This window comes from Dactylosporangium thailandense, assembly GCF_059739745.1.
Genome location: NZ_AP029195.1, coordinates 9,887,374 through 9,910,878, shown reverse-complemented (window position 1 = coordinate 9,910,878; position 23,505 = coordinate 9,887,374). Strand labels below are relative to the sequence as shown.

Annotated in this window: 17 protein-coding genes and 1 pseudogene; 11 read left to right on the top strand and 7 right to left on the bottom strand. The window is 70.7% G+C overall.

Features of this window, described 5'->3' with window-relative positions; translation table 11 throughout:
* Positions 1–38: 38 nt before the first annotated feature.
* From AC6JBM_RS44055 to AC6JBM_RS44040, 4 genes are all read right to left on the bottom strand, one after another.
* Entirely contained in the window at positions 39–1,529 is a 1,491-nt protein-coding gene (locus tag AC6JBM_RS44055; RefSeq protein ID WP_497979656.1) for a glycosyltransferase family 87 protein, read from the bottom strand.
* 5 nt (positions 1,530–1,534) lie between these two features.
* Entirely contained in the window at positions 1,535–2,719 is a 1,185-nt protein-coding gene (locus AC6JBM_RS44050; protein WP_497979655.1) for a glycosyltransferase 87 family protein, read from the bottom strand.
* Between the two features lie 107 nt (positions 2,720–2,826).
* Positions 2,827–5,460: a transglycosylase domain-containing protein gene (locus AC6JBM_RS44045; RefSeq protein WP_497979654.1), complete on the bottom strand. Its 2,634-nt coding sequence runs from the start codon at positions 5,458–5,460 to the stop codon at positions 2,827–2,829.
* Between the two features lie 424 nt (positions 5,461–5,884).
* A complete protein-coding gene (locus AC6JBM_RS44040) occupies positions 5,885–6,304 on the bottom strand; it encodes a DUF5318 domain-containing protein (protein WP_433081842.1) in 420 nt (139 codons plus the stop codon).
* Between the two features lie 184 nt (positions 6,305–6,488).
* On the opposite strand from AC6JBM_RS44040, the gene AC6JBM_RS44035 reads away from it, so the two are divergent.
* On the top strand, positions 6,489–7,091 hold the full coding sequence (locus AC6JBM_RS44035; protein WP_497979653.1) for a PadR family transcriptional regulator: 603 nt from the start codon (positions 6,489–6,491) through the stop codon (positions 7,089–7,091).
* 23 nt (positions 7,092–7,114) lie between these two features.
* Positions 7,115–8,194 (top strand): inositol-3-phosphate synthase, encoded by a 1,080-nt coding sequence (locus AC6JBM_RS44030; RefSeq protein WP_497979652.1) that lies wholly within the window; start codon positions 7,115–7,117, stop codon positions 8,192–8,194.
* A 56-nt stretch (positions 8,195–8,250) separates the two neighbouring features.
* Here AC6JBM_RS44030 and AC6JBM_RS44025 read toward each other — a convergent pair whose 3' ends face one another.
* Positions 8,251–8,739, bottom strand: a complete 489-nt coding sequence (locus AC6JBM_RS44025; protein ID WP_350614023.1) for a methylated-DNA--[protein]-cysteine S-methyltransferase — start codon at positions 8,737–8,739, stop codon at positions 8,251–8,253.
* Between the two features lie 84 nt (positions 8,740–8,823).
* Here AC6JBM_RS44025 and AC6JBM_RS44020 point away from each other — a divergent pair, with 84 nt between their 5' ends.
* The 3 genes from AC6JBM_RS44020 (at position 8,824) to AC6JBM_RS44010 (ending at position 12,339) form a co-directional block, all read left to right on the top strand.
* Positions 8,824–9,324 (top strand): NfeD C-terminal domain-containing protein, encoded by a 501-nt coding sequence (locus AC6JBM_RS44020; RefSeq protein WP_497979651.1) that lies wholly within the window; start codon positions 8,824–8,826, stop codon positions 9,322–9,324.
* Positions 9,325–9,347: 23 nt separating this feature from the next.
* Entirely contained in the window at positions 9,348–10,874 is a 1,527-nt protein-coding gene (locus AC6JBM_RS44015) for a flotillin family protein (protein ID WP_497979650.1), read from the top strand.
* 97 nt (positions 10,875–10,971) lie between these two features.
* On the top strand, positions 10,972–12,339 hold the full coding sequence (locus AC6JBM_RS44010; protein WP_497979649.1) for an MFS transporter: 1,368 nt from the start codon (positions 10,972–10,974) through the stop codon (positions 12,337–12,339).
* A gap of 2 nt (positions 12,340–12,341) precedes the next feature.
* Here the strand turns inward: AC6JBM_RS44010 and AC6JBM_RS44005 are convergent, their stop codons facing one another.
* Positions 12,342–13,211, bottom strand: a complete 870-nt coding sequence (locus AC6JBM_RS44005; protein ID WP_497979648.1) for a hypothetical protein — start codon at positions 13,209–13,211, stop codon at positions 12,342–12,344.
* 203 nt (positions 13,212–13,414) lie between these two features.
* On the opposite strand from AC6JBM_RS44005, the gene AC6JBM_RS44000 reads away from it, so the two are divergent.
* Positions 13,415–14,464 carry a peptidylprolyl isomerase gene (locus tag AC6JBM_RS44000; RefSeq protein ID WP_497979647.1) on the top strand — a complete coding sequence of 350 codons (1,050 nt, stop codon included), beginning with the start codon at positions 13,415–13,417 and terminating at the stop codon, positions 14,462–14,464.
* Here the strand turns inward: AC6JBM_RS44000 and AC6JBM_RS43995 are convergent.
* Positions 14,442–15,893: a CCA tRNA nucleotidyltransferase gene (locus AC6JBM_RS43995; RefSeq protein WP_497979646.1), complete on the bottom strand. Its 1,452-nt coding sequence runs from the start codon at positions 15,891–15,893 to the stop codon at positions 14,442–14,444. The genes AC6JBM_RS44000 and AC6JBM_RS43995 overlap by 23 nt on opposite strands.
* Positions 15,894–16,053: 160 nt before the next feature.
* Between AC6JBM_RS43995 and murJ the strand changes: the two genes are divergently transcribed.
* The 5 genes and pseudogenes from murJ to trxB all read left to right on the top strand — a co-directional run bounded on the left by murJ (position 16,054) and on the right by trxB (position 23,494).
* On the top strand, positions 16,054–18,759 hold the full coding sequence (murJ, locus tag AC6JBM_RS43990) for a murein biosynthesis integral membrane protein MurJ (protein WP_497979645.1): 2,706 nt from the start codon (positions 16,054–16,056) through the stop codon (positions 18,757–18,759).
* Positions 18,760–19,230: 471 nt separating this feature from the next.
* Positions 19,231–20,748 (top strand): protein kinase family protein, encoded by a 1,518-nt coding sequence (locus tag AC6JBM_RS43985; RefSeq protein ID WP_497979644.1) that lies wholly within the window; start codon positions 19,231–19,233, stop codon positions 20,746–20,748.
* 27 nt (positions 20,749–20,775) lie between these two features.
* Positions 20,776–21,372, top strand: a pseudogene (sigM, locus tag AC6JBM_RS43980) (RNA polymerase sigma factor SigM); the annotation flags it as partial.
* Between the two features lie 173 nt (positions 21,373–21,545).
* Entirely contained in the window at positions 21,546–22,475 is a 930-nt protein-coding gene (locus AC6JBM_RS43975; protein ID WP_497979643.1) for an RsmA family anti-sigma factor, read from the top strand.
* 92 nt (positions 22,476–22,567) lie between these two features.
* A complete protein-coding gene (gene trxB / locus AC6JBM_RS43970; RefSeq protein WP_350622722.1) occupies positions 22,568–23,494 on the top strand; it encodes a thioredoxin-disulfide reductase in 927 nt (308 codons plus the stop codon).
* Positions 23,495–23,505: the final 11 nt, after the last annotated feature.

The following is a 23,505-nucleotide window of genomic DNA, read 5'->3' as shown; positions in this document are numbered from 1 at the left end:
TGGATTCACGTGAAACGGAAACCAGGTCGGAACCAGGGCTACCCGGACTTCGCGAGCACCGGCCCGCCCGATGCCCGTGGCAGCTCGTCGTCGAGCGGATCCTCGTTGTAGCTGCCGCCGTCGGGGTCCTCGCCCTCGTACGTCCGGCGAACCACGTCCTCCTCCGGCTTGCGGATGTCGCGGATGACGTACCCGCACACGATCGCGAGCGTCACCAGCCGCAGGATCGAGGCGAGCACGAACACGCCCTCCGGGAACACCTGGCGCCCGGAGGCCCCCATGAGCTCCCCGTAGAAGGAGACGAAGTAGAGCACCTCCGCCACCTGCCAGGCGAGGAAGGCTCCCCATCGAGGCCGGGCGAGCACGGCGAGCGGGATCAGCCACAGGACGTACTGCTGCGACCAGACCTTCCCCGTGATCAGGAACGCGGCCACGATCAGGAACGCGAGCTGAGCCAGGCGCGGCTCCTTCGCGGACGTGAGCCCGAGGATGAGGATGCCGGCGCAGGCGATCAGGAACAGGCCGAGGTAGAGGATGTTGAGCGTCGCGTGCTCGGGGTCCAGGTCGAGGTTCTGGAAGAACGGGAATCCGTACTGCCCATTACCCCGCGGGAAGTGCGCGCCGATGTACCACAGCGTGCCCCAGTCGATCCCGCGCAACTGGTTGAACTGCCAGAACTTGGACCAGGCGTCGTAGAAGAAGATCGCCACCGGCAGGTTCACCACGAGCCAGGTGACCACGCCCGAGCCGACGGCTATGAAGAAGTCCTTCCACTTGCCCGTTCGTATGCTCAGCACCAGCAGCGCGCCGAGGATGAGGACGGGATAGAGCTTCGCCGCGGTCGCCAGGCCTAGGAACACGCCGGCCAGGACCGGTTTTCGTTTGGCCCAGTAGGCGAGGGCTATGGCGGTGAGCCCGACGGTGAACAGGTCCCAGTTGACGGTCGCGGACACGAACATCGCGGGCGCCGCGGCCAGCAGCGCCGCGTCCCACGGCCGTCGGCGGCGCACGGCCAGGGTGGCCGCGACCGCCGCGATCCCGAAGGCGCCGAGCACGACCGCGTTGACGTCGTAGAACGTCTGGCCGTCGTTCTGCACGATGCCGCGCTGGTGCAGGTCGTGCACCGGCAGGCCGAGGACGCCCATGAAGGCGCCGGTCAGCACCGGGTACTCGACCTGGTGGTCGGCGTAGGGGACCTGGCCCTCGTTGAGGCCCTCGGCGTAGTAGAGCGCGAGGACGTCGGTGTAGCAGAAGTACTTGTACTGCTTCATGTCCGTCCACGCCGCGTCGCGGCACGGGGACTTCTGCATCCAGTGGAAGCTCAGCATGGCGCAGATAAGCAGCAGGACCACGCGCGCGGGGGTCCAGAAGCGGCCGCCGGCGGACAGCCGGTTCCAGGACCGGACGGCGTGGTTGCCCATCGGGCCGCCGATCGCCTCGGACAGGCCACCGACGAAGCGGTCGGAGCTGGCGGGCTCGTCGACTAGACGTTCGGGGCGCACGTTTGGCTGACCCGTACTCATCGGCATGTTTGTCACCGTACCGTCGCGGGCTCGGAAGTCGATGCAAGGCCCGGCTCGACGCGGGAATCCTTCCGAATCGGCAGGGCGAAGAGCAACGCGACCATCAGGAGCAGGTACCAATTCTTGATGATGAATCCCTGAAGACCATGGCTCCAGGGGTCCACCGGCAGCCCCTGCTCGAACCAGGAGACCAGGCCGAGGCCGACGGTGAGCGCGATGACCACGGCGAACCACGCGCGCCGGCGGGTCGCGGCCAGCACGATCAGCGCCGGGACGAACCAGTAGATGTGGTGCACCCAGGTGATCGGGCTGACCAGGCAGCCCACGATCCCGGTGAGGGTCAGGCCGACCACCTCGTCGCCGGCCAGCGCGGCCCGGCGCGCCCGCCACAGCCCGAACCCGAGCGCCGCCAGCACGAGGACCGCCCAGACCAGGCGGTTCGGGTCCCCGGGCGCGGAGAGCCGGGCGAGCATGCCATAGAAGGACTGGTTGAAGGTGTACGCCGCGTTGCCGAGCCCCTCGCCCTTCCACAACGCGTCCGTCCAGAAGTCGATCGAGCCCCGGGGCATGACGGCGAACGCCAGCAGGCTCGCGGCCGCAGCGCTCACGGCCGCCGTGATCGCGGCCCGGTACCGGCGGCTGAGCAGCAGGTACACGATGAAGATGGCCGGGGTCAGCTTGATCGCGGCGGCCAGGCCGATGAGCACGCCCGCCCACCGGCTCCCGCGCGGCACCAGCACCAGCAGGTCGGCCAGGACCAGCAGCACGAGCACCATGTTGATCTGGCCGAACGTGTAATTCTCACGGATCGGCTCGAGCGCGCTGATCACGGCGAGCGCGAGGACGAGCGCGAACGGCAGCTCCCAGCCCTTGCGCCGGGCCTCGGGGGTCAGCAGCCACCAGGTCGTCACGAGGGTCGCCGCGACCGTGACGACGCTGTAGAGGATCACGGCACCGGTCCACGGCAGCACCGCGAACGGCACCAGGACGAGCGCGCCGAACGGGGGATACGTGAAGCCGAGCTGGCCCTGGGTGTCGTCGGGCTTGACGTAGTCGTAGAGGTTGTGACCGTCGAGCCACCAGTTCACGGCCTGGCGGTAGATGCCGAGGTCGAACCAGTCGTGGCGGTTGCGGTACCAGATGTGCCCATACACGACCAGCGCGACGAACAGGCCCAGCAGGACCCATCGGACCACGCTCTTGCGCCTGCCCGAGTCCAACCCAAACCCCCAACAGAATGCGGCCACGGTCTCGGCGAACATACCGCCGTGGCCGTGGCCGCACACATCAGACCCTGCTGATGTCAGCGTCTTCGGGTGGCCGTGGTGGTCGGCACCGTGCCGCCACCGTTGCCACCGCCGTTACCGCCCGGGCCCTGGCTGTTGCCCTGGCCGGGGTTGCCGCCGCCCGGGTTCTCGGTGTTGCCCTGGCCGGGGTTGCCGCCGCCCGGGTTGTTCGGGTCGATCACCGGCGCGCTCGGCTGCGGCGAGATGCCCGTGCCCACGTCCAGGCGGCCCGTGTTGGCCGGCGGCCGGAAGTTGACCTTGGGCGCCTTGATCGCGGTCAGCGCGTCGTTGAGGAAGTCGCGCCAGATCGGACCCGGCAGCGAACCACCGATGATCGACGTGCCCTTCGAGTCCTTGATCGGCTGCTCGTCCTTCTTGTTGCCGACCCAGACCGCGACCGCGAGGTCGGGAGTCTTCTTCACCGGGTCGTAGGCGGCGTAGCCGACCATCCAGGCGTGCGCGTTGCCGCTCTGGTTCTGGCCGTACTGCCAGGTGCCCGTCTTGCCGGCGATCTGGCGGCCGTCCTTCATCTTGAGGTTGTAGTGCTTCGGCACGCCCTGCAGCACCGTGTTGATGTCGTCGGACATGCCGTCGGTGAAGCCCGGGATCCGCTTGGGGTTGATGACCTCGTTGTAGGTCTTCTTCCCGTCGGTCCACACCTCCTTGAGGAAGTGCGTCTTGGCCGCGTAGCCGCGGGCGGCGATGGTCGCGATGCCGCCGGCGTGCTCGAGGACCGTGACCGGATACTGCCCGAACGCGACCTCGGTGTTGAAGGTGCCCGGGACCAGCTCCTTGCCGGTCTTGGTGGTCATGTCGATCTTGGTCGACTTGCCGTTGACGGTGGCCCACATGTCGGTGATGCCGGCCGCTCGGGCGGTGTCGATGACCTTGTCCGCGCCGACCTTCTCAGCGAGCGCGAAGAACGGCACGTTCAGCGACATCACGGTGACCTCTTCGAGGGTGCACCAGCTGCTCGAGCCCGACTCGCACTTCGGGTGGGAGACCGGGTTCTCGCCGGCGTTCTTGACCGGGTTGCCGCCCTTGATCGACCGGCCGGACGCCGGGAAGTCACCGGGGGAGTTGCCGTCCCACATCGAGTCGATGCGGTAGCCGGCCATCAGGCCCGTCGCCAGCGTGTAGACCTTGAACGTCGAGCCCGGCGGGTGGCCGCCGCAGCAGCTGTCCTCGCCGTTGCCGAGCACCGGGTCGTTGTAGTAGCCGGCGAAGTCGCCCCCGTTGCCGCTGTCGCCGCCGTAATACCCCTTCACCGCCCCGGTCCCCGGCTCGACCGCGACGAGCGCGGCCTGCAGGTTCTCGGGCTGCTTGTTCATGTTCGAGTCTTTGTTGCGGCTGGCCTCGCGCACCGCGATCGGCTGGATGTCCTTGTCGATCGTGGTCACGATCTTCAGGCCGCCGTTGCGGATCTTGTCGAAGTTCTTCTTGCCTTCGGCGTCGGTGTCCTCGTAGATCAGCTGGCCGGTGCGCGGGTCGGTCAGCGCCGCGACCTCGCCGAGCACATGGTGGATGATCAGGCCCTCGGGCTTGTCGAGGTTCTGCGCGGCCACCGAGCGCTTACGGGCGTCGGCCGGGGTGATGACGTTGTCCGGGAACTTCATCCGCGTGTCCGCCTCGGCCTGCGGGACGAAGTTCAACTTGATCATCTGGCCCTTGATGTAGTTGAACCGCTCCTGGGCCTGCGTCTTGTCGATGTTGGGGTCGAACGGCGATCCCTTGCCGCTGTTGCCCTCGGGGTTCTTGATCAGCCCCGCCAGGAGCATGGCCTCGTTCGTCTTCAGGTCCTTCGCGGGCTTGCCGAAGTAGGCCTGGGCGGCCGCCTCGACGCCGTAGGCGCCGCGGCCGAAGTAGACGACGTTGAGGTACATCGTCATGATCTCGTCTTTGCTGTACTGCTGGTTGAGCTTCAGCGCGATGACGGCCTCGCGGAGCTTGCGCGCGTAGGTGACGCCCTCGAGATCGGCCCAGCGGCGGGCGTACTGCTGGCTGATCGTCGAGGCACCCTGCCGGTCACCACCGGAGATGTTGTTCCACGCCGCCCGGACGACGCCCTTGTAGTCGACGCCGTCGTTCGTGTAGAAGCTGTTGTCCTCGGCGGCCACGACCGCGTGCTGCATGTCGGTCGGGATGTCCTTGAACGCCAGGACCGTGCGGTTCTCACCGATGCGAGCCATCGGGGTCTGGCCGTCGGAGTAGTAGATCGTCGTCGACTGGTCCAGCGCGATGTCGTCGGGCAGCGCGACCTTGTCGAAGTAGTACGTCCCGGCGACCATGCCGATGCCGGCGATCATGATGAACGCGGCGATCGAGGCGATGAGGATGTTGCGCCGGCGGCGCTTCTTGGCCTTGGCGGAGACGCTGCGGCCGTCTTTGCCGCCGCTGCCACCCCGGCCCGGGGGAAGGTCACCCGGACCGCCGGGACCACCGGGACCGTCCATCACGTCGCCGAGCGGTGCGCCGACCGCGGCGGAGCCGACGACGGCGCGGCCCACGGTCGCACGGCCCGCGGCGCCCGGCACCGAGGCCGAGCCCACCGAGGCGCGGCCCGTCGGTCCCTCGGGTGGCGAGACCCGCGCCGACCCGACGCTCGCCGAACCGCCGACCCGCGCGGAGCCGACGCTCGCCGAGCCCGTCACGGATGCGCGACCTGTGGGTCCCTCGGGTGGCGAGACCCGCGCCGACCCCACGCCTGCCGAACCGCCGACCCGGGCCGAGCCGACGCTCGCCGAACCGGTGGCACCGCCACCGCCGACGCTCGCGCGCCCGACCTGCGCCCGGCCGGCGGGCGGGGCGGATGGGTTGGGAGAGGGGGGTTCCGGCTGGATCCCGGGAACCTGCGCGCGGCCCGATTGGGGGTTGCTCGGGTCACCGTAGTTCATTCGTCCCACCTTGCCGGTTGCATCGTCGGCGCGTGATGCGTCGCCGTCGTGTCTGTGAGCTGCGCCACTCGGGACGCGGCTGTCGCGGCACGGCCCCGTTGCCGCGCATCGCGGGCCGCACCAGGAAAGTCAGCGAGCATCGGCCCGTCCTCGTGACAACGCTTTGTCACGCGCAACAGGTTCACTCCGCCGCGCCTCCTCGTATCCGCGAGGGCGGGTCGCCGCCCTCGGTCGCGAGTCCGTCACGGCCCAGCAGGTATTGCTCGACGAGGTGGTTCCAGCCGCAGGCGCGGCAGACCTCCACGACGTAGACATGAAACTCACTCAGCGTCATCGCGAGGATCGGCAGCTCGGCGAGCCGGCGCGCCTGCCCCGAGGACTGCCGCAACTCATCCCCGTAGATGTAGTGCACCAGGGTGAGGTTCTCGCGGCGGCAGACGGGGCAGAGCTCCTCCGTCGGTTCGCCGTGGAATTTCGCAGCGCTCTTCAGGTATGGCGACGCGTCGCACACCTCATAGGTGCCGACGCGTCCGGATTGCACCTCACGCAGCAGGGCGCGTCTTCTCAGAGAGAAGTCGACAACCTGACGCTGGGTACGCATGCGCCCGAGGGTACGCGGTCACGCGCCGCACTGCGACTCCCGTCACGATCGGTAACCGTCCGATAGACGACCGGCGGTGTGGCGCAGCGCACTTGGTCGCTTTTGTTGCATCCCGTGGGATCCCGACCTACCGTTCGATGTATCGGTCCGATACATCGGGCCGGTTACCGGAAGGAGGCCGGGAGTGCTCGAGTTGGCGATCCTGGGCCTTCTGCACGAGTCCCCGATGCATGGATACGAGCTGCGCAAGCAGTTGACGACCAAGCTGGGGGCGTTCCGGTTCGCGATCAGCTACGGCTCGCTGTATCCGACACTGCGCCGGCTGCAGTCGGACGGCTGGATCACCGAGGGTGCTCCGCCGGCCGGCGCTCCGGCCGGCACCGACGAGGTGCCCCTGCTCACCAGCAAGCGGGGCCGCGTGGTCTACACGATCACCGCGGAAGGCAAAGAGCGCTTCCAGGAGCTGCTCAGCGCCGCTGGACCCGAGACCTACGACAGCGAAGCCGGTTTCGGGGTGCACTTCGCGTTCTTCGCGCGCACCGACCCCGCCACCCGGCTGCGGATCCTCGAGGGCCGCCGCCGGCGCGTGGAAGAGCGCCGCGAGGGCATGCGCGACGTGCTCAGCCGGGCCGCCGAGCGGCTCGACGCCTACACCCTCGAGTTGCAGCGACACGGCCTGGACGCGTGCGAGCGCGAGGTCCGCTGGCTCGAAGAGCTCATTGCGAACGAGCGCAATGGCACCACCCCTCAGCCGCCTTCGGCCCAAGATCCGGAGCGGTCATCGTGAACAACAAGAAGGAGGCATCCGCGATGAGCTCCGTCCGCGTTGCCATCGTCGGTGTCGGCAACTGCGCCTCGTCCCTGATCCAGGGCGTGGAGTACTACCGCAACGCCGACCCGAATGACCGAGTACCGGGTCTGATGCACGTCAAGTTCGGCGACTACCACGTCGGCGACGTCGAGTTCGTGGCGGCGTTCGACGTCGACGCGAAGAAGGTCGGCCAGGACCTCGCCGCTGCCATCGGCGCGAGCGAGAACAACACGATCCAGTTCTGCGACGTGCCGCCGACCGGCGTGACCGTCCAGCGCGGCCCGACCCACGACGGCCTCGGGCAGTACTACCGCGAGATGATCGACGAGTCCGACGAGCAGCCGGTCGACGTCGCCCAGGTGCTCCGCGACGCCCGGGCCGACGTGGTCGTGTGCTACCTGCCGGTCGGCTCCGAGCAGGCGGCGAAGTTCTACGCCCAGGCCGCGATCGACGCGGGCTGCGCGTTCGTCAACGCCCTGCCGGTGTTCATCGCCTCCAACCCGGAGTGGGCCCAGAAGTTCACCGACGCCGGGCTGCCGATCGTCGGCGACGACATCAAGAGCCAGGTCGGGGCCACCATCGTGCACCGCGCGCTCGCCAAGCTGTTCGAGGACCGCGGGGTCGAGCTGCTGCGGACGTACCAGCTCAACTTCGGCGGCAACATGGACTTCATGAACATGCTGGAGCGCACCCGCCTGGTCTCGAAGAAGATCTCGAAGACCCAGTCGGTGACGTCCCAGATCCCGCACGAGATGGCCAAGTCCGACGTGCACATCGGCCCGTCCGACCACGTGCCGTGGCTCGACGACCGCAAGTGGGCGTACATCCGCCTCGAGGGCAAGTCCTTCGGCGACACCCCGCTCAACGCCGAGCTCAAGCTCGAGGTGTGGGACTCGCCGAACTCGGCCGGCGTCATCATCGACGCGCTGCGGGCCGCGAAGATCGCCAAGGACCGTGGCATCGGCGGCCCGATCCTGTCGGCGTCGAGCTATTTCATGAAGTCGCCGCCGGTGCAGTACAACGACCACGACGCGCACGAATCGGTCGAGAACTTCATCAAGGGCGAAGTCGAGCGCTGATTTTCGCTTCGGAAGGGCCGGCCCACTCGGGCCGGCCCTTTTTTGTCACGGGATTGTCATAAGAGCCCGAACTCGCGCTCGATGCGCACCTTCGCCTCGAGTTCCAGCATGATCTTCTTGCGCCACAGCCCGCCGCCGAAGCCGACCAGCTTGCCGTCGGCGCCCACGACACGGTGGCAGGGAATGATGACCGGAATCGGATTCCGGTTGCACGCGGTGCCGACGGCGCGGGCCGCGTCCGGCTCGCCCACCGCGGCCGCGATCTGGCCGTAGGTGCGCATCTCGGCGTACGGGATCGCGTAGAGCTGCCGCCAGACGGCACGCTCGAACTCCGAGCCCCCGCGCACCGACAACGGCACCGTGAATGTGATGTCCTCGCCCGCGAAATAGCGCGTGAGTTCATCACTCGCCCGCGTGAGCACCTCGTCCGGCTCCGCCGCCGTCGCATTCGACGGCAGCCCGCCGAACCGCACCCGGCAGATGCCCGTCTCGTCGACCGCCACGCCCAGCGCATCGATCGGCGCCTGAACCTCTACCCACCGCACGTCGCCAATTCTGCCCCTTTCGCCGGACGTTCAAAGTGGCGCGGTGGCGTTACCCTCCAGTTGTCTCGCGAGGGGAGGCGCACGGTGGAGACGACGTTCCTGGTTATCGGCGGCGTAGGTGTGATCGTGCTCGCCCTCTCCGTCATCGTCGGCGACCTCTTCCACTTCGGCCATCCCGATGTGGACGGGCCGTTCTCGGTCCCCGCCGTCGCCGGGTTCATCGGCGCCTTCGGCTTCGCCGGCGCCGCCGTCGGGGCGCTCACCGGCGGCAACGGCCTGCTGATGCCGGTCGTCGGCGGTGTCGTCGCCGCCGTGCCGACCGCCTGGCTCGCCACGCGCCTGTCCCGGCTCGCGCTCAACATGCGCACCGACGCCACCCCGACCCAGCGCGACATGATCGGGACCACGGGCGTCGTCGTCACCCCCATCACCGGCAACGGCTTCGGTGAGGTCCGCATCTCCCTCGGTGGGCAGCCGCTGAAGGTCAGCGCCCGCGCCGAGAGGCCCATCGCGCTCGGCGCCCGCGTCTTCGTGGTGGAGGCGACCAGCCCCACCAGCGTGATTGTGGAAGAAACCCCCCTCTAGATACCCCCTGGAAGAAGGAGCGGATGGACACAGTCCTGCTCGTCGCCATCGGCGGCGGCATATTGTTGATCTTGCTTATCGTGGTCTTCATCGTCTCGCGCATCAAGGTGGCCGGCTCCAACGAGGCGTTCATCATCACCGGCCGCAAGGGCAAGTCGGTGCAGGGCCTCGACGGCTCGCGCTCGACCGACCTGTCGGGGCAGAAGGTCGTCATGGGCGCCTCGGTCTTCGTGGTGCCGATCGTGCAGAAGCTGCAGGTGCTCGACCTGTCCAGCCGCCGCATCCACGTCGAGATCACCGGTGCGGTGAGCAAGCAGGGCATCCGCGCCAACCTGCAGGGCGTCGCGATCGTCAAGGTCGGCGGCACCGAGGACGCCATCCGCGCCGCCGCGCAGCGCTTCCTCAACCAGCAGCAGGGCATCGACCTGTTCACCAGCGAGGTCCTGGCCGGTGCGCTCCGCTCGATCGTCGGCCGGCTGACCATCGAGGAGATCATCCGGGACCGCACGGCGTTCGCCAGCGCGGTCGCCGAGGAGGCCGAGCACTCGCTGACCAACCAGGGCCTGGTGCTGGACACCTTCCAGCTGCAGGACATCTTCGCCGAGGGCTCCTACCTCGCCGACCTGGGCCGGCCCGAGGCCGCCCGGGTGCTGCGCGACGCGGCCATCGCCGAGGCGCAGGCCCGCCAGGCCGCCGAGTCCGAGCGGCTGCGCTCGGAGGAGGCCATCGCCGAGGCCAACCGGAACCTCTCGCTCAAGCAGGCCGGCATCCAGGCCGAGATCGACGCGGCCAAGGCGAAGTCGGCCGCGGCCGGCCCGCTCGCCCAGGCCGAGCGGGAGCAGGTCATCCTCGCCGAGCAGCAGAAGGTGGCCGAGCGCAACGCCGAGCTCAAGCAGCGCCAGCTCGACACCGAGGTGCGCAAGCCCGCCGACGCCGAGCGCTACCGGGTGGAGCAGGAGGCCGAGGCGGCCAAGAACGCCGCGATCCTCAAGGCCGAGGCGCAGCGGCAGGCGACCATCGCGGCCGCCCAGGCCAGCGCCGAGCAGGCCCGCCTCACCGGTGAGGGCGAGCGGTCCCGCCGCGCCGCGCTGGCCGAGGCCAACGCGATCGAAGGTGCCAAGGAAGGTGAGGCGGAGCAGCGGCGCCGTGTCGCCATCGCCGAGGCGCTCGAGCGCGAGGGTGCGGCCGAGGCGTCCGCCATCCTGGCCCGCGGCCAGGCCGAGGCCGAGGCCATGAAGCTCAAGGCCGACGCGTTCGCCACCTACGGCGAGGCCGCGATCCTCGACCTGCTGGTGCGCGTGATGCCGGATGTGGTCAAGGCGGCCAGCGACCCGATGGGCAACATCGACCGGATGACGGTGATCTCGACCGACGGCGCCTCGTCGCTGACCAAGTCGGTGGCGAACAACGTCGCCCAGGGCCTCCAGCTCGGCACCGACCTGACCGGCATCGACCTGCAGAAGCTGCTGAGCAAGCTCGGCGGCCTGGCGGGCGACGACGTCGTCGAGCCGGTGAACGGCCGTCCCGCCGTCGAGGCGCCCAAGTCGTAGCCTCGTGACCTTTCGGAGTGGGGTCCTCACCGTTCGGTGAGGGCCCCACTCTGTTCGTGCGGGGTCACGCGGCTGCGGTACGCCGTAGGCTTTTGCCGTGTTCGCCAGCACCATCGCCCCCCGCCAGCCCAAACACTTCGTGCGCGCCGTGCTCCGTCAGCGGGGCTTCCGCCGGCTGGCCGCGGTGCGGGCGATCGCCCAGGTCGGCGACGGACTGTTCCAGGGCGCGCTGGCCGGCAGTGTGCTGTTCAATCCGCAGCAGCGGGCCGGCGGCATGGCGATCGCGGCCGGCTTCGCGATCCTCCTGCTGCCGTATTCGCTGGTCGGCCCGTACGTCGGTGTGTTCCTGGACCGCTGGCGGCGCCGCTCCATCGTCGTCGTCGCCAACCTCGTGCGCGCGCTGCTGGTGCTGCCGATCGCGGCGTTCGTCTGGACCGGCGAGAAGTCGCCGGTGCCGTTCCTGCTCGCCCTCGTGGTCATCGGGCTGAACCGGTTCTTCCTCGCCGGGCTCTCCGCGGCCACCCCGCACGTGGTGTCGGACTCGACGCTGGTCACCGCGAACTCGTTCGCCGGCACGCTGGGGTCGCTGTGCTACTCGCTGGGCATCGGGGCGGGCGCCGCGCTCATCAAGACCGTGCTGGCCACGTCGTTTCACGGGTACGCGCTCGTCGCCGCCCTCGCCGCGGCCTTCTATCTCGTCTCCGCGCTCATCGGCCGGGCGAGCTTCGGCCCCGACGAGCTCGGGCCGGACGCGGCGGACCGGCGGGGCGGCTCGATCCTGACCGCGCTCGTGGAGACCAGCCGCGGCACGGTCGCCGGGATCCGGCACCTGGCGGCCAAGCGCGGTGCGGCCTATCTGGTGCTCGCGCAGGCGACGTTCCGCTTGCTGTACGGCGTCGTCCTGCTCGCCTCCCTGCTGCTGTTCCGCACCGGGTTCAACCACGGCGGCGACGTCACCGGCTCGTTCGGCACCATCGCCAACGCGTTCCTGGCCGGCGGGGTCGGCATGGTCATCGCCTCGTTCGCGACGCCCCCGGTCGCGCGCCGGATCGGCGGCTGGCGGTGGGTGGTGATCGTGCTGGCCGGCACCGGGGTCGCGATCCTGGGCTTCGGGCTGCCGTTCGACCCGGTGCTGCTGCTCGGGGCCGTGTTCGTGACGAACCTGGCCGCGCAGGGCATCAAGATCGTGACCGATACCTCGCTGCAGCACGAGTGCGCGGACGAGTACCGTGGCCGCGTTTTCAGCATCAACGACACGACCTTCAACCTGACGCTCGTCGCCGGGATGTACCTGGGCGCGCTCACGCTGCCCGAGACCGGGCGCTCGGTGCCGGTGCTGTGTGTCGTGGCGGCCGGCTACGTGCTGGCCGCGGCGGGATACGCGGCTCTGGGCGGCCGCTGGGCCCGCCGGGTCGGCGACGATATCGCCGGCCCCGGCGGGGCACTACGCCGTGCGAATCAGTAGCGCTACGACGTCTTGGTCGCGGTGCTGGTGAACGTCGAGCCGCTCAGCGTCAGGTCGTTGCCCTTGCACGTGTACTTCGCCGGGTTGTCGTCCGTCTGGAACGGCTCGGTCTCGTCGTAGTTCATCGACGGCGCCTTCGTGTTGATGGTGCCCGTCGACTGCAGGTTCTGGTAGGCGATGGTCCCGCTCGTGGTCGACACGTTCGCGGTGACCGTCGCGTTGACCGTCAGGGTGATCGCGGTCGGCGAGCCCGAGATGGTCGGGTTGCCGGTGAGGACGGTGTCCTTGTACGTCTCGGTCACCTTCCCGTCCGCGGCGAACTTGATCGTCGAGCCGTTCTTGGTCAGCGTGATCGGCACGTTGCCGACGCCGTCCATCGGGACCTGCTGGGTGAAGGTCTTGGTGGTCCAGGTGCCGACCAGGCACTCGTCGATCGCGGCCTTCTCGGTCGCCTTGCCGGTTCCGGTCGCGGCCGGCCCGCCCGTCGTGTTGTTCGCCTGCGGGTTGGTCTTGTTGTCGTCGCCGCCGCCCTTGAGGGCCGCGACCACCACGATCGCCACGACCAGGATGACCAGCACGCCCGACAACGCCAGGACGGGCATCAGGAACTTGTTCCGGCCGCCGCCCGACGACGACGAGCCGCCGCCGCCGTAGGTCGCGCCGTAGGCGGTGGGCGGAGCGGAGATCGGGTCGTTATATGAGGGTGGAGCCGAATATTGCGGTCCGGAGCTGGTGGGGTATCCGGCATAGGGCTGCTGTCCGCCGTACGGTCCGCCGCTGTACGGCGTGCCGCTCGTCGGCTGCTGGGGCGCCTGCGGGACGCCTCGATAGGTGCGGCACTGCGTGCAGTAGCCGTTCGCATCAATGCCCATGCCGCCGCAGGTTGGACACGGCTGCATGACTGCCTCCAGGTTCAGGGGGGTTGCGTGCTAGCGACGGTAGCGGACCCGGTCTACACGCAGAAGCGGCCGAAACGCCACATGCACGACGCTGCGGTGGTCGGGGTTCCGACAAGTTGACGATCTCAAGCAACAGGCTCCCGGATTGTTGCTTTCAGTAGTCGTAAGATTACGAAATGTCAACACCACCGGAGCCCGGCGACCCCCGGCCGCCCGAGCTCGCCGAGCCGCTGCCGCCGCCCGCACCCGTTCCCGGTGTGCCCGGAGCGGTCCGGCCCGAGTCGCTGCGGCACTCGTCGCCGCGGTCGAAAGAGGATCCCCAATTCCCGCCGCCCACCGATGGCGGAGCGGGTGCCGAGGCCAGGGCGCTGCCGGTCGCCCCGCCCGCCGAGCCGCCGCCGCCCGCGTCCCCGGTGCGCCGGCTCGTCCCGCTGGCCGGCGGGGCCGTGCTGGCGCTCGCGGTCGTGGCGGTCGTGGCGTACCTCGCCCTGGTGCCAGGCCGCGAGTCGACCGAGTCCATCGGCGGCCCGGTCTCGGCCATCGCCTCCGGCCGCGGACCGGCGCCCCAGGTCGGCGGCCCGATCACCACCGGCGCGGAGGGCAACCCGCCGCCGGACGGGGCCACCGTCGGGCCGACCGGCGCCCGCACCCAGGCCCCGGCCGGGGTGCCGTGCAGCTACGCGTCGGCCGACCGCGGCGAGGGCGACGCGCGCCTGATCGCCACGCCCGCGCCCAAGTCCACGCTGACCGGGCGGGTGGCCGCGACGATCCAGACGAACCTGGGACCCGTCGGCATCCAGCTGTACGCCGACCGCGCGCCCTGCACCGTCAACTCCTTCGTGCACCTCTCCCGCGACGACTTCTACAGCGACACGCCGTGTCACCGGCTCACCACGGATGGGTTGTACGTCCTGCAGTGCGGCGATCCGAGCGGCACCGGAACCGGGACCCCCGGCTACCAGTTCGGCGAGGAGAACCTGCCCACGAGCGTGCCGCCGTATCCGCGGGGCACGCTCGCGATGGCCAATGCGGGGCCGGGAACCAACGGGTCGCAGTTCTTCGTGGTGTACAAGGACAGCGACATCCCGCCCGACTACACCGTCTTCGGCACCGTGACCAGCGGGATGGACCTGCTCGACCGGATCGCCGCCGCCGGCACCACGACGGGCGGACCGGACGGCCCGCCCAAGCTCGCCGTGCAGATCACCGAGATCCGGGTGGCGTGACGCCCTCGGCCTCGGCCCACTTGCGCAGCTCGGTGATGGCCTCCTCGTGCTCGAGGGGGCCGCGCTCGAGCCGCAGCTCCTTGAGGTAACGCCAGGCGCGGCCCACGATCGGGCCGGGCGGCACCCCGAGCAGCTCCATGATCGCGTTGCCGTCGAGGTCGGGCCGGACCCGGGCCAGGTCCTCCTCGGCGGCGATGCGCGCGATCCGCTCCTCCAGCGCGTCGTAGTCGGCCGCGAGCTGGGCCGCCTTGCGCCGGTTGCGGGTGGTCACGTCCGAGCGCGTGAGCGAGTGCAGCCGGTCGAGCAGCGGGCCGGCGTCGGTGACGTAGCGGCGCACGGCCGAGTCGGTCCACTCGCCGCGGCCGTAGCCGTAGAAGCGCAGGTGCAGCGCGACCAGCTCGGCGACGTCCGAGATCACGTCCTTCGGGAACTTCAGCGCCTTCATCCGCTGCTTGGTCAGCCGCGCGCCGACGATCTCGTGGTGGTGGAAGCTCACGCCGCCGTCCGGGCCGACCGCCTTCGTCGCCGGCTTGCCGATGTCGTGCATGAGCGCCGCCATGCGCAGGGTGAAGTCGGCGCCGTTGCGCTCGTGGCCGATCGCGTTGCGTACGACGATCAGCGTGTGCTCGTACACGTCCTTGTGCTGGGCGTGCTCGTCGATCTCCAGCTTGAGCCCGGACAGCTCCGGCAGGAACTGCTCGGCGAGGCCGGTGTCGACCAGCAGTCGCAGCCCGGCGACCGGGTCCTGGCCGGTCATGAGCTTCACGAACTCGTCCCGCACCCGCTCGGCCGTGATCCGGGCCAGGTCGGGCGCCATCTCGGTGATCGCGGCCAGCACCTCGGGCGCGACGGCGAAGCCGAGCTTGCTCACGAACCGGGCCGCGCGCAGCATCCGCAGCGGGTCGTCGGCGAACGAGTCCTCCGGCCGGCCCGGGGTGCGCAGGACCCCGTCGGCCAGGTCGTTCAGGCCGCCGTACGGGTCGGTGAACTCGTGGCCCGGCACCGAGACCGCCATCGCGTTGACGGTGAAGTCGCGCCGGCGCAGGTCGTCGTTCAGGTTGTCGCCGTATTGCACGATCGGGTTGCGGCTCACGCGGTCGTACGCGTCCGCGCGGAACGTGGTGACCTCGATGCGCAGCCCCCGCCGGGCCAGGCCGATCGTGCCGAACTCCTGGCCGGTGGTCCACACCGACTCGGCCCAGCCGTCGATGATGCGCAGGGTCTCCTCGGGCCGCGCGTCGGTGGTGAAGTCGAGGTCGTCGCCGAGGCGCCCGAGCAGCGCGTCGCGCACCGAGCCGCCGACCAGGTGCAACTCCTTGCCGGCCCGGCCGAAGCGTTGGCCGAGTTCGTCGGCGACGGGGGAGACGCGCAGCAGCTCGTGCACGGCGCGGCGCTGGGCCTCGTTGAGGGCGCGTGTGGTCTCGGGCATCGGTCGGCCAGCCTATCGCGACGGGGAAAGCAGGCACCGAGGGTAGCCGCCCGATGTGCATCGGGTCGCCTGATAATCGGCGGCCCCTCGGAAGTGTCGGGGGGTGCCACTATGGTCGGTGCTGCGAGCGTGAACGTACGGCCGAGTTGGGATGTGGCGAATGGATCCGGGGCAGGACCCGGCACAGCGCGGGCGCTGGAGCGATGACCCGACCGCGTCGACGCGACCGGACTCGGACGCGCAGCCCGTGGACGAGGACGGCTGGCCGGACCCGATCGGCGAGCCGCCGCGGCGGCGGGGGGCGCATCGCGCGCCCGACGAGCCGACGCAGATCGTGCCGCCCGCCGCGCCGCCTTTGTGGGCCGGTCCCGCCGCCGAGCCGCCGTCGTGGGCCGACCGGGGCGCCGCCGCTGCTACGCAGATCGTGCCGCCCACGCCGTCTTCCGCGCCGCCCTCATCGGCGCCGCCCGCTTCTGGGCCGCCGTCGCCCGCCGCGACACCCTCGTGGGCCGGTCCCGCCGCCGAGCCGCCCTCGTGGGCCGACCGGGGCGCCGCGGCCGCTACGCAGATCGTGCCGCCCGCGCCGCCTTCGTCGGCGCCGCCCGCTTCCGGGCCGCCTTCGTGGGCCGCGCCGGCTGGTCCGACGCAGATTTTGCCGCCCGCCCACGCGTCCTCGGAGCCGCCCGCCTGGGCTACGGAGTCACCGGCCTGGACGCCCGCCGCGCCCGCGGGACCCGCCGAGAACTCGCATCCGACGCCTTCGTGGGCCGAGGCCTCGCCCGTCGAGCCGACGCAGATCGTGCCGCCCGCGCAGGGGTCCTCCGAGCGGCCTCCGGTGTCCCCGTGGGCCGAGGCCTCGCCGGCCGGGCCGACTTCGGTCATCCCGCCCACCCCCACCCCCGCGCACGCCGCACCGCCGCCAGGGCACACGCCGCCGCCCACGCACGCCACGCCGCCGCCCGGGCACATGCCGCCGGGTGAGCCCAGGCCGTTCGCTCCGGAGGATCGCGGGGGCGAGTTCCTGTCGGGACCCACGCAGCTGCTCCAGCCCCCGGTGCTCCAGCCCCCGGCCGGCCCCCTCGACCCTGGGCAGACCGTCCGGCTCGAGGTCGGCCGCCGCCCCGCGGGCCTGCCCGTCGACCCCGCCAACGCGCCGACCGTCGCGATGCCGCTGATCGTCCCGCGGCCGCAGGTGGTCGCCGACGCGCCGGTCGTGGAGGAGTCCGCGCCGCCGTCCGCGGCCGACGACGACAGCACCGGCACGGTAGTACGTAACAGCAGCACGATGGCCATCCTGAGTCTGGTCAGCCGGGCCACGGGCTTCATCCGGGCCGCGGCCATCGCGGCGGCCATCGGCGGCGCGGTGGTCGGCGACGACTACACGCTGGCCAACAACCTGCCCAACCAGGTGTATGAGCTGCTGCTCGGCGGCGTCCTGGCCAGCGTGCTCATCCCCACGCTGGTGCGGGCCCGCAAGGAGGACCCCGACCGCGGCGAGGCGCACGCCCAGCGCCTGCTCACCCTCGCCGTCGTCGCGCTCGGCATCGCCACGCTGATCGTGGTCGTCGCCGCGCCGCTCATCACCGCCATGTATACCCTCGGCAACGACAAAGTCACCAGCAGCGACCGCGATCTGATCACGCTGCTGGCCTACCTGTTGCTGCCCGAGATCTTCTTCTACGGCCTCGCGGGCATCTCGGCCGCGATCCTCAACGTGCGCGGGCACTTCGCGGCGCCGATGTGGACGCCGATCCTCAACAACGTCGTCATCATCGCCACCGCCGGCGTGTTCATGCTCGTGCGCGGCGGCGGGCTGCCGACGCCGGAGACGATCACGCTGCCCCAGGTGCTGGTCCTCGGCATCGGCACCACGCTCGGGATCGTCGTGCAGGCGGCCGGGCTGTGGCCCGCTATGCGCAAGACCGGGTTCCGCTGGAAGTGGCGCTTCGACTTCCGCAAGCTGCACCTGCGCGAGCTGGCGAAGCTGGGCGCCTGGATGCTGCTCTACGTCGGGGTGTACCAGCTGGGCATCACCGTCGTCATGGCGCTGGCCAAGAACAACCAGCTCCGCGGCGGCGAGGGCCCCGCCGTGTTCAACAACGCCTTCCTGATCTTCATGATGGCCCACGGCATCGTCGCGGTCTCGGTCATCACGGCGATCATGCCGCGCATCTCCGCCGCCGCCGCGGACGGGCGGTTCTCCGACGTCACCGAGCAGCTCGCCCAGGCCAGCCGCCTGGCGTCGGTGATCCTGATCCCGGCCGGGGCCGTGTACCTCGTGCTCGGCCGCCCGCTCGCGGTCACGCTGTTCAACTGGGGCAGCTACAGCTACGACCAGTCGCTGGCCACCGGGTCGGTGGTCGCCGCGGCCGGCCTCGGCCTGGTGCCGTTCGCGCTGAGCCAGATGCAGACGAGCGTCTTCTACGCGATGCGCGACACGAAGACCCCGGCGCTGGTCAACATCGGCGGCGTCGCGGTGCGCCTGGTCCTCGACGTGGGCTTCTACTTCGTCCTGCCGGTCGCGGTCGTCACGACCTCGCTCATGGTCGGCACGGCGCTGTCCTTCGTCGCGTCCCTCGTCGTCGGCTACGTCCTGCTCCGCAAGCGCCTCGGCCGGCTCGGCCTGCGCAAGTTGCTGGACACGCTGATCCGGCTGGGTGTGGCCGCCGCGGCCGGTGGCGTGCTGGCCCTGGGCGTGACGTGGCTGGTCGGCCTGGTCATCGACCCCGGCAAGGCCCAGGGCGTGGTGCAGCTGATCCTCGGCAGCGCGGTCCTGCTCGCCGTCTACGCCGTCGGCGCCATGTTCCTGAAGGTGCCCGAGGTCAACCAGTTCGCCTCGATGATCCGGCGCCGCCTCGGCCGCTGATGTCGTTCGCGTCGTTTGCCGAGATTGACGTCTGCGGGTGCCTTGTGGCGATTCGACAGAGAGCGTCATCTCAGTTGGCGGCGCGGTTGAACCCGAATGGGGGCCGCGCTCGTGAGACCCATGTGGTGCCTGTGACTCCGAGGTCCCCGGCCGCGACACGCGACTCGCGCTGACGATTCGCCATATTCGCGGATGTATGTCCTGTATGAGAGTTCCGCGGCGCCGCAGGAGGTCGTGGCGGCCAGCGACGATTCGGTGAAAAGTGCATGAAGGGGAAATGACCGCCGTGTCCTGACATGGGTGATCAATTGGCCTCACACGGGGTGGTCCGGAGATGATGACGTGTCGGAGACCTAAGAGCCGACAGGTAAGGTCAACCCCGGCGCCCTGCCGAAGCGCTTAGGCTTAGTGACTGCGACTCGCGTTACGACATACGCCACAGGTCGGCACACGGATCGGAAGGGAGGACGGGTGGCTGAGCTCGACGAAGGGCTGGAGGCTGGGGGCGCTCCCCAGGTTCTGACCTTCGGCACCCCATCCGTCGGTGAAATCCTTGCCGAGCGCTACCAGCTCGAAGAGCACATCGGCAACGACTCGCTGGGCCGCCAGCTCTATCGCGGCATCGACGTCATCCTGCGTCGCCCGGTAGCGGTGGTCACGCGCTACCCCGGCGGGGAGAGCGCCAAGGAGATGCTGGCCGCGGCGGTCGCCATGAGCCGCATCGTCCACCCCCACCTCGTCGGCGTCTACGACGCGATCGACGAGGGCGAGCGCGCCTACGTGGTGCGCGAGTGGGTCGACGGCATCGCGCTGCGCGACATCGTGGCGCAGGGCCCGCTCGACGCCGGGCGCTCGATCGCGATCGCGTGGGCCGTCACCGACGCCGTCGCGGCGCTGCACGGCACCGGCATGGCGCACGGGAACGTGCACCCCGGCACGGTGCTCGTCGCGCACGATGGCCGGGTGGTGCTCACGGACGCGCGCGCCGACGACAGCGCCACGCCGGAGACGGACATCCGCTCGATCGGCGCCGTGCTGTACTGCGCCCTGACCGGCTACTGGCCGCACGCCGAGGCCGGCACCTACTCGGTGCCCGACGGCGTCCGCGACGCGGGCGGTGCGCTGCAGACCCCGCGCCAGGTGCGCGCCGGCGTGCCCGCCGCCCTCGACTCGCTCGTCGCCGACCTGCTCAACCCCGACCTCCCGCTGCCCTCGGCCGAGTCGCTCGCCGGCGAGCTCGCCTCGTTCGGCAGCCTCGAGGAGGACGAGGTGGCCGAGGAGGGCGGGCGCGTCGACTTCGCCGCGTTCGACTCCGCCGCGCAGTCCACCGCCCCGCCGAAGCCCGCCGGGCGCAAGCTCGCCGTGGGCGTCGTCGGTCTGCTCGTGCTCGCCCTGGCCGGCACGCTGGCCGCGGCCCGCGTGCTGGGCGACCCGGCCACGCCGGAGACTCCGTCGCCGGGGAACGCGCCGATCGGCACGACCGCGTCGCAGCAGGCCAAGCCGGCCGGGCAGCCGGTCGTGCTCAAGATCGATCCCTCCAAGGTCCGCATCGTCGACCCGCAGGGCACCCGCTCCGAGGTCAAGGACGCCGACAAGACCGTCGACGGCGACGCGAACACGGTGTGGAAGACCGAGCGCTACCCGAAGGCCGACTTCGGCGGCAAGAAGAGCGGCATGGGCGTGTGGCTCGACCTCGGCGAGGAGAAGCAGGTCGTCTCCGTGCAGGTCGACTTCCAGACCCCGGGCGCGGACGGCGAGCTGCGGTCCGGCAGCCAGGACCTCGGCAGCGGCCAGTCCCAGGACCAGGCGACGGTGCAGCAGTACGCCACCGTGGCCGGCACGCCGCGGCAGAACATGGGCAGCACGACGATCTTCAACGGGCCGGAGCAGAAGACGCGCTACCTGCTCGTGTGGATCACCAAGCTGCCCAAGGAGAGCAACAGCGGATACCGCGTGGCTATCGGAGAGATAACCGTCCGGGTGCAGTGACCCCACGGACCGGCCGCGATCGATAGGGTGCGACCCGTGGAAGCTGCGGAGCCGGGCGCGCGGGACACGCGCGACGACGCGTGGCTGCTGCGTGCCCACTCCGGCGGCGACCCCAACGCCTTCAGCGAGCTCGTCCAGCGCCATCGCGACCGTCTCTGGGCGGTCGCGCTGCGCACGCTGGGCGACCGCGAGGAGGCCGCCGACGCGCTCCAGGACGCGCTGCTCTCGGCGTTCCGCGCGGCCGGCAACTTCCGCGGCGACTCGGCCGTCACCACCTGGCTGCACCGGATCGTGGTGAACGCGTGCCTCGACCGGGTGCGCCGGCGCCAGGCCCGCCCGACGGTTCCACTGCCCGAGACGGACATCACACCGGCCCCGGCGAGCGACCGCGACACGGCCATGGACGTGCGCCATGCGCTGCAACAACTGCCCGTGGAGCAGCGGGCCGCGCTCGTGCTCGTGGACGTGCAGGGCTATCCCGTCGCCGAGGCCGCCGCGATGCTCGGCGTCGCGGAGGGCACCATCAAGAGCAGGTGCGCACGCGGCCGGGCCCGGCTCGCGCTGCTCCTCGGTCACCTGCGGAACCCCGTCGACGGTGGCCGCGTCCCATCTGAGGCGGCCCGGGCCGACGCTGCCGCGAACGCCCGAGCCGCCGCACCGACCGACGCCCTGCACGGCGGCCGGTCCGGCGTCCCGCACGACGCCCGGGCCGACGACCGAGCCGGGCCGACGACCGACAACCGCCCCACCGGGCTCGCGTCAGACGTCCCATCCGCGTCCGGAAAGGAGGGTGGCGCGTGACGGCCTTCACCGAAGCCGACCTCGACCGGCTCGCCGATTTCGTCGGCGGGGCGCTGGACGGCACCCCGGCCGCGGACGACGTGCGCCACCTGGTCAGCACCGAGGAGAGCTGGGCCGAGGCCTACGCGATGCTCGTGTCGGCCGACGCGGTCATGCGTGACGAGCTGCACGCGCTGGGGGCGGAGGCGGCACCGGTACCGCTGGATGTGCAACAACGCCTCGACGCGGCCCTGGCCTCGGCCGTCACCGCGCCCCCGGCGGACGCCCCCGTGGTCGACCTGAACCGTGCGCGCGAAGCGCGCAGGCGGCGCCGGATGCGCTGGACCGCGGGGCTCACCGCGGCCGCCGCGGTGCTCGTGTGCGGCGGCGTGGGCGCGCAGGTGCTGCGCGAGTCCGGAGCCACCAAGTCCGACCGGCCCTCGTCCGCCGTGCCCAACATTGCCGCGGGCGGGCCCGAGCGCGGCTCCGCCACCGGCGCCCAGGGCGACTCCGGCCCCGGGTCGTCGGGGTTCCTGCCGTTCGCGGGAGACTCGCCGATCATCTCCAGCGGCCGCGACTACGCCCGGGGCACGGTCGGCGGCGTCACCGAAACGGTGCCGAAGACGCAGTCCCGCAACGACATGCAGGGCAACGGCGGGCCGAGCGCGTTCGACAACAGCGCCAAGGCCCCGGCGGCCGTGCCGAGCCCCCTCGCGCGCCTCGCCGAGCCGGCCGCGCGGGCCGCGTGCCTCACCGCCATCACGAGGGAATACGGTGGTCAGGTGGCGCTGGTCGACTACGCCGCGTTCGAGGGACAGCCGGCGCTGGTCGTGGTCGTCGACGGTTCGCGGACCGCGGTGGGCAAGCGTCTCGTGATCGTCGTCGGGCCGGACTGCGGCCTCGGCGGGGCGATCGCCGACGAACGGTACCGGACCACCGCCCCGTAGTGGTGATGTGGCACACGAGTCACCGTCCACCGGGAATGGCCGGTTCGTAGGATGACGTTTTGCTGGCACAGGCTGAATTCGAGGAGTCGACCGTGGACGAGGTCCGCAACCTGATCATCGTGGGGTCCGGTCCCGCCGGGTACACGGCTGCCGTCTATGCGGCCCGGGCCAATCTCAAGCCGCTGGTGATCGAGGGCGTTACTTCCGGTGGCGCGCTGGTGACCACCACTGAGGTGGAGAACTTCCCCGGCTTCCCGGACGGCATCAACGGGCCCGAGCTCATGGACAACATGCGCAAGCAGGCCGAGCGCTTCGGGGCCGAGTTCATCACCGACGACGCGACCCGGGTCGCGCTCGACGGCCCGGTGAAGAGCGTGTGGATCGGCGAGACGGAATACCGCGGCAAGGCCGTCATCCTGGCCACCGGCTCCGCCTGGCGCCCGCTGGGCGTGCCGGGCGAGCAGGAGCTGCTCGGCCGAGGCGTGTCGTCCTGTGCCACCTGTGACGGCTTCTTCTTCCGCAACGAGAACATCGTCGTCGTGGGCGGCGGCGACTCGGCGATGGAGGAGGCGACCTTCCTCACCCGCTTTGCCACCAAGGTCACGATCATCCACCGCCGCGACTCGTTCCGCGCCAGCAAGATCATGGCCGAGCGCGCCCTGGCCAACGAGAAGATCGAGGTTCTCTGGAACAGCGTCGTGACGGAGGTCGTCGACGCCGGCGGCCGCGTCGGCGCCGTGCGCGTCAAGAACACCGAGAGCGGCGACGAGCAGGACCTGCCGGTGGCCGGCGTGTTCGTTGCGATCGGTCACGACCCGCGCAGCGAGCTGTTCCGCGGCCAGGTCGAGCTCGACGACGAGGGCTACGTGAAGGTGGCCGCGCCGAGCACCCGCACCAACATCGAGGGCGTGTTCGCCGCCGGCGACGTCGTCGACCACACCTACCGGCAGGCCATCACCGCCTCGGGCACCGGCTGCGCCGCGGCCCTTGACGCCGAGCGGTTCATCGCGGCCCTGTAGAGCAAGAGAGC

Coding starts and splice junctions, on each gene's coding strand:
- AC6JBM_RS44030 (WP_497979652.1), top strand. CDS start 7,115: ATGAGCTCCGTCCGCGTTGCCATCGTCGGTGTCGGCAACTGCGCCTCG.
- AC6JBM_RS43995 (WP_497979646.1), bottom strand. CDS start 15,893: ATGCCCGAGACCACACGCGCCCTCAACGAGGCCCAGCGCCGCGCCGTG.
- AC6JBM_RS44055 (WP_497979656.1), bottom strand. CDS start 1,529: ATGCCGATGAGTACGGGTCAGCCAAACGTGCGCCCCGAACGTCTAGTC.
- AC6JBM_RS44005 (WP_497979648.1), bottom strand. CDS start 13,211: ATGGGCATTGATGCGAACGGCTACTGCACGCAGTGCCGCACCTATCGA.
- AC6JBM_RS44040 (WP_433081842.1), bottom strand. CDS start 6,304: ATGCGTACCCAGCGTCAGGTTGTCGACTTCTCTCTGAGAAGACGCGCC.
- AC6JBM_RS44015 (WP_497979650.1), top strand. CDS start 9,348: ATGGACACAGTCCTGCTCGTCGCCATCGGCGGCGGCATATTGTTGATC.
- AC6JBM_RS44000 (WP_497979647.1), top strand. CDS start 13,415: ATGTCAACACCACCGGAGCCCGGCGACCCCCGGCCGCCCGAGCTCGCC.
- murJ (WP_497979645.1), top strand. CDS start 16,054: ATGGATCCGGGGCAGGACCCGGCACAGCGCGGGCGCTGGAGCGATGAC.